At 60.2% G+C, this 12,532-nt stretch carries 10 protein-coding genes and 1 pseudogene; 1 reads left to right on the top strand and 10 read right to left on the bottom strand.

Annotated elements, in window-relative coordinates; all coding sequences use genetic code 11:
- Nucleotides 1-164 precede the first annotated feature (164 nt).
- The 8 genes from NKI41_RS31900 to NKI41_RS31940 all read right to left on the bottom strand — a co-directional run bounded on the left by NKI41_RS31900 (nt 165) and on the right by NKI41_RS31940 (nt 8,393).
- Nucleotides 165-704 (bottom strand): transporter, encoded by a 540-nt coding sequence (locus tag NKI41_RS31900; protein ID WP_352618148.1) that lies wholly within the window; start codon nt 702-704, stop codon nt 165-167.
- 266 nt (nt 705-970) lie between these two features.
- Nucleotides 971-1,396: a hypothetical protein gene (locus NKI41_RS31905; RefSeq protein WP_352618151.1), complete on the bottom strand. Its 426-nt coding sequence runs from the start codon at nt 1,394-1,396 to the stop codon at nt 971-973.
- A 193-nt stretch (nt 1,397-1,589) separates the two neighbouring features.
- The gene (locus tag NKI41_RS31910) at nt 1,590-2,063 is read right to left on the bottom strand and encodes a nuclear transport factor 2 family protein (protein ID WP_352618179.1); all 474 of its coding nucleotides are present in this window, start codon (nt 2,061-2,063) and stop codon (nt 1,590-1,592) included.
- Nucleotides 2,064-2,136: 73 nt separating this feature from the next.
- The gene (locus NKI41_RS31915; RefSeq protein ID WP_502896536.1) at nt 2,137-2,886 is read right to left on the bottom strand and encodes an SDR family NAD(P)-dependent oxidoreductase; all 750 of its coding nucleotides are present in this window, start codon (nt 2,884-2,886) and stop codon (nt 2,137-2,139) included.
- A gap of 249 nt (nt 2,887-3,135) precedes the next feature.
- Entirely contained in the window at nt 3,136-4,053 is a 918-nt protein-coding gene (locus NKI41_RS31920) for an alpha/beta fold hydrolase (protein WP_502901264.1), read from the bottom strand.
- A 394-nt stretch (nt 4,054-4,447) separates the two neighbouring features.
- A complete protein-coding gene (locus NKI41_RS31930; RefSeq protein WP_352686928.1) occupies nt 4,448-5,260 on the bottom strand; it encodes an alpha/beta fold hydrolase in 813 nt (270 codons plus the stop codon).
- 146 nt (nt 5,261-5,406) lie between these two features.
- Nucleotides 5,407-5,652 carry a hypothetical protein gene (locus NKI41_RS31935; RefSeq protein ID WP_352503612.1) on the bottom strand — a complete coding sequence of 82 codons (246 nt, stop codon included), beginning with the start codon at nt 5,650-5,652 and terminating at the stop codon, nt 5,407-5,409.
- 83 nt (nt 5,653-5,735) lie between these two features.
- Complete coding sequence (locus tag NKI41_RS31940) at nt 5,736-8,393, bottom strand: ATP-binding protein (RefSeq protein WP_352686917.1); 2,658 nt, start codon at nt 8,391-8,393, stop codon at nt 5,736-5,738.
- A gap of 519 nt (nt 8,394-8,912) precedes the next feature.
- Between NKI41_RS31940 and NKI41_RS31945 the strand changes: the two genes are divergently transcribed.
- Nucleotides 8,913-9,560 (top strand): tyrosine-type recombinase/integrase, encoded by a 648-nt coding sequence (locus tag NKI41_RS31945; protein ID WP_352686920.1) that lies wholly within the window; start codon nt 8,913-8,915, stop codon nt 9,558-9,560.
- A 153-nt stretch (nt 9,561-9,713) separates the two neighbouring features.
- On the opposite strand, the gene NKI41_RS31950 is transcribed toward NKI41_RS31945, so the two are convergent.
- Complete coding sequence (locus NKI41_RS31950) at nt 9,714-11,666, bottom strand: tetratricopeptide repeat protein (RefSeq protein WP_352686923.1); 1,953 nt, start codon at nt 11,664-11,666, stop codon at nt 9,714-9,716.
- Nucleotides 11,667-12,129: 463 nt separating this feature from the next.
- Nucleotides 12,130-12,532, bottom strand: a pseudogene (locus NKI41_RS31955) (transposase); the annotation flags it as partial.

Here is a 12,532-nt window from a genome sequence, read left to right on the forward strand (position 1 = left end):
ATCTCCATAGCTCAGAGCGTGCGGCCCGCGGGTTCCTGCATGAGAGACTTTCGTACGCCTAACGGCACCCGAAACCCTTCAGCATCTCGGCCGTAGAGACCAGCTTTGCGACCGCCTGAAAGCGGACCTTTCTGCACCGCGAAGAAAACTGCGTCTGTGGAGCGTCACGGGAGAGTCCTCTCTTTCTCAGATAGCCTCGGAACCGAAGCCAAGAGCGCATGAACGGCCCGCGACGGCGGCCAATCGCCATCGCCGATTATAAGCAGGCCGCCACCCGCACCTTTCGGTTGGATGTCGAACAGGCTTGGGAGGACTGCAACCGGTTTGCCGGCCTGCAGAAATCGACCGATCAGCGACCCCGCCAAGCCGTCATCGTTGCTGCTCCAGATTGAGCCCGGCAAACCGACGCAGAAGCCACCATGAAAATCCTCGATGAAGACTTGGCCAAAGGTAAGCGTGTTTGCCAGATCATCGCGAGCATGCCGGTCGCTTCGAAACCGCGCCGCCAGTTCGCTTCCTTCCCCGCCGGGTCGTTTGGGCCGCGTCGGCCAGGGATAGCCTCCTGATACCGACGCAAGCAGCATTTCAGCGCCGGCATCCAGAAGCGCGTAGTAGACGGCAAGGAACCGAGAGAACTCAACACAACCGTCGCCGGACGCGGGACTGAGCATGACAGCAATGCGAATTGGCGCTTCCGGAAACACGTTGCTTTACTCCACCCGTGAGCCTTGTGAACCGTCAACCTGCTGCGGCAGAGGTTTGCTCGACCGGCAAACGCGCCCCGATCCATGCCAGCACACCGACATGACCGTTGCGCGGCCAAGATCGTTCAGCAGGTCGTTAAAGTGGGAGGGATATAACTTGAGCGTCTTGTCGGACGAGCCCACAATGTCGAAAACAATTGGCTGCCGGCCGGCTTCGTCCCCTTGTCCGCCGTGCCGTGCAGAATGAAGACCGGCAGCGCAATGAACTACGCCGAATATCGGCGCTTCCGATGTCTGCGATTTGTCCTGCATCCGTCTACACTCCCGGTGAGTGGCGAAAGCTGCCGCAATATCGTTTTCGGTAAAGCCGGGGGTATGTGTTGCGGGCAGTTCCAGTCGAAGGCCTCGACCTTGATGAGCATCACGCGCTCGACCGCCGAAGCATAGTCGGCGAGTGTCAGCCTTGCCGCGAGCGCCGCATCATCTTGGGTACCGATGACATGCATTCGACCGAAGATCTTGAGACGGCGCCTGTTCGGAGAGTCGATCAGCAGCAGCGAAATACGGCTGTCCGTGGCGACGTTGCCGGTGGAACCGACTTCACGGCGTGCATAAGCGCTGCGGCTGCCCATCGTTTGCTGCACGGATTTCACTGCGTCAGTGAACCCGATTTCGGCGAATTTGTGGGCCATTCATTGCTCCCTGCGAGCCGCTAGATGGTGTGCTAGATGGCACGAGAACCCGGACGATTTGGCAGATCCGTGGGGCCAACTTCGAGATTTCCCCGAGTCCGTTCTTCTGGCGGATGGCGGCTCGCGCCTTCGAAGCCATGTTCGCGGAGGATCTCGGCAAGAACCGGAATAAAGTTCGAACCTTCTCCGACGATTACAATCCTAAATCCGACAGGCCCGGATGATCGGCCGGACGTGGTCCGGAACGGTCCCAGAACAATTCGCGTTCTGATTCCTGAATTGGCAAATCATTGATGCAGGCAAAGCGCTTTTGCATCAGGCCGTTTTCGTCGAATTCCCAATTCTCATTGCCATAGGCACGGAACCAGTTGCCGGAATCGTCGTGATATTCATAGGCGAAGCGAACGGCGATGCGGTTGTCCGTGAAGGCCCAAAGTTCCTTGATCAGCCGATAATTCAGTTCACGCACCCACTTGCCGGTCAGGAAGGCGACGATAGCATCGCGTCCCTGCACAAAAGTCGAGCGATTGCGCCAATAGCTGTCAACAGTATAGGCGAGCGAAACGCGTTCGGGATTGCAGCTGTTCCAGCCATCTTCTGCACTGCGAACCTTCTGGATGGCGGTTTCGCGGGTGAATGGCGGCAGCGGCGGGCGTTGTTCAGGCATGATCTTTCTCTTTTCAGTCAGTGTTCCGATTGGCAAGCGGTTGTGTCACGGTCCCCACGACGTAACCTGAAATCTAGATCTGCGCGGAGCCGCCATCCACAAACAGCTCGCTTCCCGTGACGAAGCTGCTGTCGCTGGAAGCAAGGAAGAGGGCCGCGCTTGCGGTTTCGTCGGGGTCAGCGAGACGCCCTAACGGCGTTCTTGTCGACACGAACCGGATCATCTCTTTGTGTGCCTCCTCGGATGGCGCGAGCTCGTGCCAGCCGGCAGTAGAGGTCGCGCCGGGAACAAGTATGTTGACGCGGATCCCTCGGCCGGCCAGATCGAGTATCCAACTGCGCGCGAAGTTGCGGATTGCTGCCTTGCTGGCGCCGTACACGCTGAACCCAGGCGTGCCAGTGGTCGCAGCGGTCGATCCAGTAAGGATGATCGAGCTATCGTCACGGAGAAGCGGCAGCGCCTTCTGGACTGTGAAGAGCGTGCCTTTTACGTTGACTCCAAAGGTTCTGTCGAAATGCTCTTCCGTAATAGCGCCAAGAGCGGAAAATTCGCCGCCACCCGCATTGGCGAATAGGATGTCGATGGCGCCGGCCTCATCCTTCACGATCTCAAAAAGGCGGTCGAGATCGGCTAGATTCGCTATGTCACCCTGAATGCCTCGCGAATCATTGCCAACTTCGTTGACGGCCGCATCGAGTTCCTTTTTTCGTCGGCCGGTCATAAATACACGGGCGCCTTCCGCCGCAAACCGTTTTGCCGCGGCCAAACCGATGCCACTCGTTGCACCGGTGATCACTGCGACTTTTCCGTTGAGCTTGCTCATCACGAAATCTCCTGATCCAAGTTGGCCGCGGCGGCGATGAAGAGAGACGGTATGGTCCGCGCCTACGGCTGGCGGGCGAACCTCATTGACGGCGCTCAGGTTTCGACTGAGCACACCCATCGAGCGCCGGGAGGCGGCCAGGCAGCACGGGCAAAAGCCGCGAGGCGAAAGTAAATTCTGGCGGGCGTTTTCCGGCCATCCGCTGGCGGCCGTAACGCCGCCAGCGCTCAGATCGCGGCTGACGCCGGCTCAGTTAGTAACCACCTTGCGGTCCAGGAAGTCCCGGATAAGCGGAACCATCTCGTCCAGCTTGTCTTCGAGCGCGAAATGCCCGGTGTCCAGCAAATGAAGCTCGGCTCCTGGCAAATCACGAAGATATGGGCCGGCGCCATCGGCGGGGAAGATTTTGTCGTTCTTGCCCCATACGATCAGCATCGGCGGCTTGCGCTCGCGGAAAAATGCCTGGAATTTCGGGTAGAGTGGAACGTTGCTGCCATAGTCGTGGAAGAGATCGAGCTGGATGTCCTTGTTGCCGGGACGGTCGAGGAGGACCTGGTCATGTCCCCAATTGTCCGGGTCGATCCGGGAAACGTCGGCTACACCGTCCGTGTATTGGAATTTCGTGATGGCAGGCGTGACAAGGAAACTCAGCGCCTTCCGATGCGCGGCCGAACCGTCCGCCCAATAGGCCTTGATCGGATCCCAGAATTCCTTCAGGCCCTCCTCGTAAGCGTTGCCGTTTTGCACGATCAAGGCGGTTACCCGTTCCGGATGTTTGAGCGCGAGCCGGTATCCGACCGGAGCGCCATAATCCATGACGTACATAGCGTAGCTGTTCGCGCCGAGTCGCCCCAGCAAGCCATCCACCAGATCGGCGTAGTGAGCGAAGGTGTACGCGAATTTGGTGTGATCAGGTGCCGCGCTCTCGCCGAATCCCGGGTAGTCGGGCGCGATCACGTGATAGCGGTCGGCAAGCGCCGGGATCAGATTGCGAAACATGTGTGAAGAGGTCGGGAAGCCGTGAAGCAGAAGCACAACCGGCGCGTTAGCCGGCCCTGCCTCACGATAGAAAACGTCGACGCCACTGATCTTGACGGTGTGGTAATGGGTGGTCGCGTCCACGGTCTCAGCGGCGGCGCTTACAGGGGCATTGACCATCATCGGCATTGGGCTCGAGGAAAGCAGTGCAGCAGCGAACACCAGCGCGGTGCGGCGGGTATTGAAAGTGAACATTTGATCTCCTTTGTCCGGCGGCTGCCGGGATTGTTGAGGAAAGGCGCTACGCGGGCACGCGGTTGCCCGCGTAGCGCAGTCAAGGGCCTGTGGAGGAGGATGCGGGTAGTCAGCCGTTTTGCGTATGAAGGCGAGGAGCTCCGCGTTCACCTCGTCTTTGTGTGTGGTGCATAAACCGTGCGGTGCACCTTTGATCACCTATCAGCTTCGCCGACAGCAGCGCCGAATCCGCGATCGGGACGATCTGGTCGTCGTCTCCGTGCAGGACGAGCGTCGGTAGGTCGACGTGCTGGTTGAATTCACGGCAAGTCTCCGCTTTCGCTGCCAGCTAACCTTTGATGAAGGCGAGCAGGTCGGGGTTTACGATCTCGGGATGCGTAGCGCAGAGTCCGTGCGGCAGACCCTCATAGGTCTTCAGCGTGCCACGCTTGAGCAGCTTGACGGAAAGCGGCGCGGAATCCGCGTAAGGAACGACCTGGTCGTCATCGCCGTGCATGACCAGCACCGGAACGTCGATCTCCTTGAGATCCTCGGTGAAGTCTGTCTCGGAGAAGGCCTTGATGCAGTCGTAGTGCGCCTTCGCGCCGCCCATCATGCCCTGCCGCCACCAGTTCTCGATGAGACCCTGCGAAATCTTCGCGCCTGGCCGGTTGAAGCCGTAAGGAACGTCGATGTAGAATTGAGCGCGGTTCGCGACAAGCGCTGCTCTGAATCCGTCGAACACTTCGATCGGCAGGCCGCCTGGATTCTTGTCCGATTTCACCATGATTGGCGGCACCGCCCCGATGAGCACCGCCTTGGCAACCCGCCCCGGTTCGGCGCGCGCCACATAGTGCGCGACCTCGCCGCCGCCGGTCGAATGACCGATGTGGACGGCTTCCTTGAGGTCCAGCGCCTCGGCCAGCTCCGCGACATCGGCGGCATAGGTGTCCATCTCGTTTCCCGTGGCGGTCTGGGTCGAGCGGCCGTGGCCCCGGCGATCATGCGCAATGACACGGTAGCCATTTTCCAGGAAGAACAGCATCTGATTGTCCCAGTCGTCGGCGCTGAGCGGCCAGCCGTGATGGAAGACGATCGGCTGGCCCGCCCCCCAATCCTTGTAGAAGATCTCGGTGCCGTCCTTGGTGGTGATGAAGCCCATGGTCTGTTTTCCTTTTCTGGTTTGGGTGGCGACTTCCGCCGAGAGCGCCTGGGTTGGGTTCGCCGGCAGTAGCGTCGCTGCGGCGCTGGCCATGCCTGCCGCAAGCACGTCGCGACGGGTGAAAGAAGCGGAGGATTGGAAGGCGCTCATGGCCGCGTCTCATCGCCCAAGAAGCGGATGACCTCCTCGCCGAACTCACGCGGGTAGGCGATGCCGCCAACATCGAGCGTCTGCGTCTCCACGCAAGCGGCGCCGCATGCCGCTGCCTGATTTTGCTGAACCGGAGTTGTTGGCGTGGCCAGCACGGCAGTTGTCAGAACAGAGAGCAGTGCGGTGCTGGTCAGGCCGGCCACGACAGTTCGACGAAAGGAGGTAATGCGGGTTGAGTTCATCGCTCTGTTCCTTGGCATAGTGTGTGCTTCGTTCGGTGCCGAAACAGTCGCGCAGGAGAGCGGTGTAAACCAGTAAATCGATGCTAAACGGTGCTAACGTGCCTGTTTAGCGCGGCAAGACTGTCGGCTGAACGTCGCTCCAGGATTGTGGCTCCCTGGTCACGGGCAATCGTTATCGCGCGCTCAAAGAGCGCCCGGGCGTCGGGCCGGCGCGAGGATTGCCCGGCCAAGATCACGCCCTTCTGGCGAATCAGCTCAGCGCAATACCAAGCCTCGCCGCTAACTTGACATCGCGACAGTGCGCCATCCAGCAAAGCCATGGCTTCCGGTTCTCGGCCAAGCCTCGTCAACCCGGAGGCGAGGATTGACTGGAAGACGGTTTGATAGAGATAGAATCCCGCGCGATCCAATCGGTCGAGAGCTTCGCGAACGAGGGTGACGCCTGTCGCCGCCTCGCCACTCCGGATCAGGATGTCGCCCTCGAAGCACTCCGCATAGGCATGCCAGACATCGAGCGCATGATCTCTCGTGCGTCGATGCAGCATTTCAGTGTAGCGTTCGGCGCGTGCCAGATCACCCGCCATCAGCGATACCGGACAGGCCGCGTCCGACAGCGCGTGGCAAAGCGTAAGATTGTGGCCTGCGGCAATCGCTGTTTCGATAAGGTCGTCTATCTCGCGCAGAGCTTCGTCTGTCTTACCGCGAAGCCACAGCACACGCGCCAACGTAATGCGAGCGGTAATGCGCTGCTCATATTGAAAGCGCGCAAGGTGTGCTCTGTTAGCCGGCGCTTTATAGGCGGCCAACATGCGCCGCACATGGTCCTCCGCACCGGTCTGGTCGCCAAGCAGGTGCAGCGACCTGGCCTTCATCCTCTCGCCGATAAGCCGATCGGCGTCGTCGGTCGACCGCTCCGACAGTATGAGAAAGGCTTCGGCCATCTCGAGCCCGGCGCGGGGTTCGCCGCTGTTGGTTCGATCCACCCAGAGTGCCCAGAGGGCACGCAACTGGAAGTCCACGTCGTCAACTTTGCGGGCGATCTCGAGCGCGCGCGTCCACGCCTCAGCGCCGCTGGGTCGGCCCGAAATCGCGCGCATGTGCGGAAAACCCAATGCCGCATGCAGCTGCATCAGGCTCCGTTTGTCGGCTTCCGGCTGCTTTTCAAGCCAGTCCAGCGCTTGCTGGACACGCGACAGGCATTCGTCGACGAGCGACAGCTGATACCACAATGGGATCGCCGCGATCGTCATCGCAACGCCCATCGCGCTCTCGCCTGCTGGCGAAAAGCACCAGTCGAGGGCCGCCCGCAGATTGCCGATGTCGCGGCTGTAGATTTCCGGGGATACCGGCTCCTGCGCGACCTGCCACTGTCGCGCGGCATCGTCGAAATGCGTGCGGTAGTGGGTCGCATGCCTGTATGACGCCTCGTTCTCGAAGCCGGATGCCGAAAGCTTCTTCGCCGCATAGGCGCGCGTCATGTCGAGCAGGCGGTAGCGGATGGGATGGGCGCTGCGGTCGGCGACCACCAGCGATTTCGCGATGAGGTCAACGATACTGCCTTCCACATCGACCGACCCTTCGCCCGATACAACGGCGCGCGCCGCTTCGAGCGTGAACTCCTGGTTGAACAGCGATAGCTGGGCAAGGACGAACTGTTGTGTCGACGAGAGCAGCGTATAGCTCCAGTCCAACGTCGCGCGCAGCGTCTGGTGGCGTGGAAGCGCCGTGCGCCGTCCGCGCGTCAGGATGTCGAAATTGTTCCGCAACGATTCCGCGACGCCTGCAATGCCCAAGGTATCCACACGCCCGGCGGCCAGCTCGATGGCAAGCACGATGCCGTCGAGCCGTCGGCAAATCTCGCCCACGACTGGCGCTTCGGCGTTGCTCAGGAAATAGCCGCCGACGCTGGCTGAAACGCGTTCGACGAAAAGCTGGACTGCCGGAAAACGCAGCGCAGCCGGGCCGTCGAGCGCTTCGTTGGTGCCTGGACAGTCCAGGGGTGGCAGGCGAAGAACCCATTCGGCTGGGATACGAAGCGGTTCCCTGCTGGTCGCAAGGATGGTCAACTGCTGCGTCTCGGCGATCAGGGTTTCCGCGACCACCGCAACCTCGTCGATCAGATGTTCGCAACAATCCAGGATGAGCAGCATCGAGCGGTGGTTGAGCTGTCTGGCAAGCTCGGCAAGAGGATCAGACGACGAGAGCACACAGCCTGCCTTGGCGGCAATCGACCCGGTGAGCAGTTCTCCGTTCGAAATCCCAGCGAGATCCACAAATGCGGTCCCGCCCGGATACTGGTCTTTGAGACGGTCCGCAAGCGCGATTGCCACCGTCGTCTTTCCAATACCACCTGGTCCTACGACCGTAAGCAGCCTTTGCTTCGGCATCTGTCGCTCCAGCAGATCAATAACCGCCTCCCTGCCGATAACTCGGTTCGCAAGACGGGGTACCGACGGCTTGCCGCCAAAGGCCGGCTGCCCCTCTAGACTGACAGGGGCCGCCTTATGAGAAACGGCGGCCACAAAGCTGTAGCCCCGGCCGGGGATGTTGGAGATGTATTGCGGAGCGTCGCTGCTTTCGCCGAGAATCCTGCGGAGCGATGCGATGTGAACGCGCAGGTTGTTTTCTTCGACGAACGTGTTCCGCCAGACCAGCGAGACGAATTCATCCTTAGAGATGACTTCGCCGGGCCGCGACGCCAGGACGATGAGGATGTCCAGCGCACGGCTGCCGATCTTCAATCTTTGATCGCCCTGCAGTAGCATGCGCTCGGCGGGCACCAGTGTAAACGACCCGAAGGAGAGTGCGACGCTCGTCTTCAACTCAAAACTCAGATTGATGCCCGGATAATTTAGAATTCCATAATGCATAACGCGAGGAAACAGGCCAGCCTGTCGGACGCGCCCCTTCGTTGAACTCCCGTCCTCGCGATTTAGAGCGAATCGCTCAAAGCGGGGGTGACGCTCGCAATGTCCGGTTTGGGATCAGGAACGCTGGTTGCGGTGAAGGGTCGGTTATCGAGCAGCGAAATGGGCTGATGAAGGGCGGCTCAGCGGTCAGGTCACGACACATTTTGACACCGGATCGAGTCAGCATTTCCGATCCCGCCGGAAGTTAGCTTTCGGGACGTTAGAAAGCGACCGGACTGAACGTCCGCTCTTGAAGATCGGCAGCTGAGAGCTGTCAGTGCGCTCCCGGCCCAGACCCTGACAGGCCATACGCGTTCCTCCAGGGCCAATCATGGCCGAAGGAGAAACGAAATGGGAAATTCACACTACGACCCCGTTGCCACCAATCACTGCGCTTGGAATGCGGGCATGAAGGTTGGCACGAAACGCCCTCTTAAGCCTCGGCAGATATGGGCGATCCGTTTCTTCCTTGATCGGGAGCAGCGCCTGCGCGATCGAGCGCTCTTCGATCTGGCGATCGACAGCAAGCTTCGGGGCTGCGATCTCGTTAAGATCAAGATCGGCACTCTTGTAATCGGCCCGGAAATCCGCAGCCGCGCGATGGTAGTGCAACAGAAAACGGGGCGGCCAGTGCAGTTCGAGTTGATGGGTGACGCTCGCGCGAGCCTTCTCGTGTGGCTGGAGCGCTGGAACGACGCGGCGGGACCGTTGATGACTATGCATTTCCGAGCAGGATCGACCGCGCAGCGCGCAGCTCACCTGAGCACGAGACAGTATGCCCGTCTCGTCGACGAATGGGTCGCGGCGATCGGGCTTAGACCCCAGGAATACGGCACGCATTCTCTGCGACGCACCAAGGCGTCCATCATCTACAAGGCGACGGGAAATCTTCGAGCCATCCAGATCCTGCTTGGCCACACCAAGATCGAGAACACGGTCCGTTATCTCGGTGTCGACGTCGAGGATGCCCTTGAACTTGCCGAGGCAACGGAGGTCTGACCAACAGCGGCTTCACTTCCCGATTGGAGCCGCGAATGCTTTGCGCCAATGTCGGCCGTTAAAGTTAGTTGTGCCACCGCCTTACAGCGGACACTACCGGCGACGGCGCTTGAGGGCGTAGTTGCGCCAGGAACGGACCTGCCCTCAACCAACTCATTTTCTGGGCATCATATTCAGGGTCATTGCTTCACTCTCCTCGTGGCCTGCTGATATTCGAGCTCCAGTCGCGACTATTTGGGCCCCCATCCGATTGACAAGCGCGACATAACGGGGATGAGCGCGGAGCGAGTCGAGGTCGCTATCCTGACGCATCCATGGCATGCGCAAAATGAGGTAGGCACGTGATGCAGTTAGCTGACGTTCCAGGCAATCGATAGCCTGCTCCGTCTTGCCCAGCTTCGCATAACAACAGCCTATGTTGTACTGAACCGCAATGTTGTCTCCGGCGAACATTTCAGCACGGGAGGCCCACGACAGCGCGCGTTCAATCTCGCCAAGTTCCGCCAGCATTGTGGCCCCGAAACATAGCGCGGTGGCATTGTCGGGATGCGCTTTGACTTCCTTTTCCACTCGCAGCACACCTTGCCTTTTTGCTTCCTTGGCGTCGTCGCTGCGGCCAAGTGAAATATAGACCATCCCTAGATTGGTCCAGAACCGATAGTCATCGGGTGACAACGATACGGCACGCTGGTACAGACCGGCAGCTTTCTCGTATTGACCTTGAATGAAACAATTCCGGCCGTAAGAGAAATAGGTATCGGAAGAACTGGCGTCTAACTCTAAAGCTCGCTCGAACTCCACTTCCGCCTCGGCATACCGGCCATTTACGAACAAGGCCCCGCCACGTGATGCGTGGGCGTCAGCGAGACCTGGCTCAAGTTCGAGCGCCCGTGAGCTGTTGGAAAGGACTGCCTCGAAGCTGGCGTCGGGATCGTTGCAAGTCAACAGAAGCCACTCACAATCAGCCAAAGCGGCATAAGCGCGCGCATAATTTGGGTCAACTTCAACAGCTCTAGCAAACAGTCGCTGCGCTGTTTTGATAAACTTCGTCTCGACTCCCCTGTTGAGGAACGACCTGCCCATCAACAGCGTCTCGTAAGCCTCTGGGTTGTCGGTCGAGCGGTTTGTAATAGTCTCCAGTTCTTCAGGCAACAGCTTCACTTTGAGGACATCGACTATAGTCTTGGAAATCTCGTCCTGCAGTTTGAAGATATCGTCCAGCGTCCGGTCATATCGCTCGGCCCAGATATGGTCGCCGCCACGACCATTGATTAGCTGAGCCGTGATGCGCACCCGTCCTCCAGCCTTGCGTACACTTCCCTCCAGGACATAGGCGACATTCAGCTTCTTCGCCACTTCCTCGATTAATACCGCCTTGCCCTTGAAGGTGAAGACCGTATTGCGCGCGACGACGGAGAGTCCGGACACCTTCGAAAGGTCGGTGATAATGTCCTCGGTGATGCCGTCGGAAAAGTACTCCTGCTCGGGATCGCCGCTCATGTTGACGAAGGGCAGAACCGCGATCGAGGGTTTATCCAGGAGTTGAGGCACCGGTTGCACCGCGCGTTTGCCGATCCCCCCTGTTCCGGCGCGGTAAACCTGCACCGGCTTTGCGATATTCTTGAGCGCGTGCTCGCCGAGATCGTCGAACGCCAATGTCAGCTTGCCGGTGACATGATCGTGCACGGTGGCGGAGACGTAGATGCCGCCGGGCTCAGCCAGACCCTCCAGCCGGGCTGCCACGTTGACACCGTCGCCATAGAGATCGCTGCCCTCGACGATGACGTCGCCCAGATTGATGCCGATACGCAGGACGATGCGGTAGGCCTCCGCCACGCTCTCGTTGGCCCCGGTAAAACCCTTTTGTAATTCGACGGCGCATTGGACGGCATCAACCGCACTGCCAAATTCCACCAGCACACCGTCGCCCATCACCTTGACCACGCGGCCGTGGTACTGGGCAACCAATGGAACCAGAACATCGCGCCGCCGCGCTTTGAGAGCGGCCAGTGTGCCAGCCTCGTCGTGCTCCATGAGGCGCGAAAAGCCAACGACATCAGCAGCCAGAATCGCGGCAAGGCGGCGTTGGGTTCGAATCTCGGCCATGTGGGTTGAATACTTTCAGAAACCCAGCACCTGGGATTGTATTGGTAATCTGGCCTGGAGTCTATCCGGCCCGACTTCCGAGAATGGGTCAGATCGCGTCGATGCATGGGGCGCCTGAACGTCCGCTTCTCACATTCCAAGCCTCCAAGCCGCCATTCCGCTGTCGTGAAGAGTTTCGGGCGCCGGCAGGCGTACGAAAGTCCCCGAGGAAGGAACCCGTGGGCCACAGGCGATGGCTATGGGGATTTCGATTTGCGGCTGGTGTCGGCGACGGCGCGACCGCCGTCGGCAAGCGGCGGGTTTGATGCGGACGGACCGCTTCGCCTTTCAGCCACGCGGTATTGTCGGCTCGGCGCGCGGCCGGACGCGACCCGTTCGGCGTCGATGATCACCATGGACACGCGTGGGTCCGTTGCCGGAGGCTGGGCGCCTGCGGCTGAACGCTGGAGCATGCCATGCCGGGTCATGGACACTTCTGCCGGTTTGTCGTCGGCGCATCCGGCGGTCCACGCGGCTGCTTCCACCGTTCGAACACCTCGATGACAATCATGCGTCCGCCACAGCAGGGGCATGGCGGGTGAAAGTCGTCCGGTTCATCGGGGTCGCCGGGTCGGGCGGCGCGGCGACGCCCAGCAGTTCGCGCGCCAGCGCGAGGCTGGCCTTGCGAGCGGAACCGGCGAGCAGGCCGTAGTGCCGGATGCGATGGAAGCCGCGTGGCAGGACATGAAGCAGGAAGCGGCGAATGAACTCGTCGGTCGCGAGCACCATGACCTGCTGACGATCGGCGCCGTCGCGGCGGTAGTCCTTGTAGCGGAAGGTGACGCCGCTCTTGTCGAAGGCGATCAGCCGGCTGTTCGAAATCGCGA

Source organism: Mesorhizobium sp. M0601 (genome assembly GCF_040320845.1).
Classification (GTDB): Bacteria; Pseudomonadota; Alphaproteobacteria; order Rhizobiales; family Rhizobiaceae; genus Mesorhizobium.

Coding starts and splice junctions, on each gene's coding strand:
- NKI41_RS31935 (WP_352503612.1), bottom strand. CDS start 5,652: ATGAACTCAACCCGCATTACCTCCTTTCGTCGAACTGTCGTGGCCGGC.
- NKI41_RS31910 (WP_352618179.1), bottom strand. CDS start 2,063: ATGCCTGAACAACGCCCGCCGCTGCCGCCATTCACCCGCGAAACCGCC.
- NKI41_RS31950 (WP_352686923.1), bottom strand. CDS start 11,666: ATGGCCGAGATTCGAACCCAACGCCGCCTTGCCGCGATTCTGGCTGCT.
- NKI41_RS31945 (WP_352686920.1), top strand. CDS start 8,913: ATGGGAAATTCACACTACGACCCCGTTGCCACCAATCACTGCGCTTGG.
- NKI41_RS31915 (WP_502896536.1), bottom strand. CDS start 2,886: ATGAGCAAGCTCAACGGAAAAGTCGCAGTGATCACCGGTGCAACGAGT.
- NKI41_RS31905 (WP_352618151.1), bottom strand. CDS start 1,396: ATGGCCCACAAATTCGCCGAAATCGGGTTCACTGACGCAGTGAAATCC.
- NKI41_RS31930 (WP_352686928.1), bottom strand. CDS start 5,260: ATGGGCTTCATCACCACCAAGGACGGCACCGAGATCTTCTACAAGGAT.
- NKI41_RS31920 (WP_502901264.1), bottom strand. CDS start 4,053: ATGCCGATGATGGTCAATGCCCCTGTAAGCGCCGCCGCTGAGACCGTG.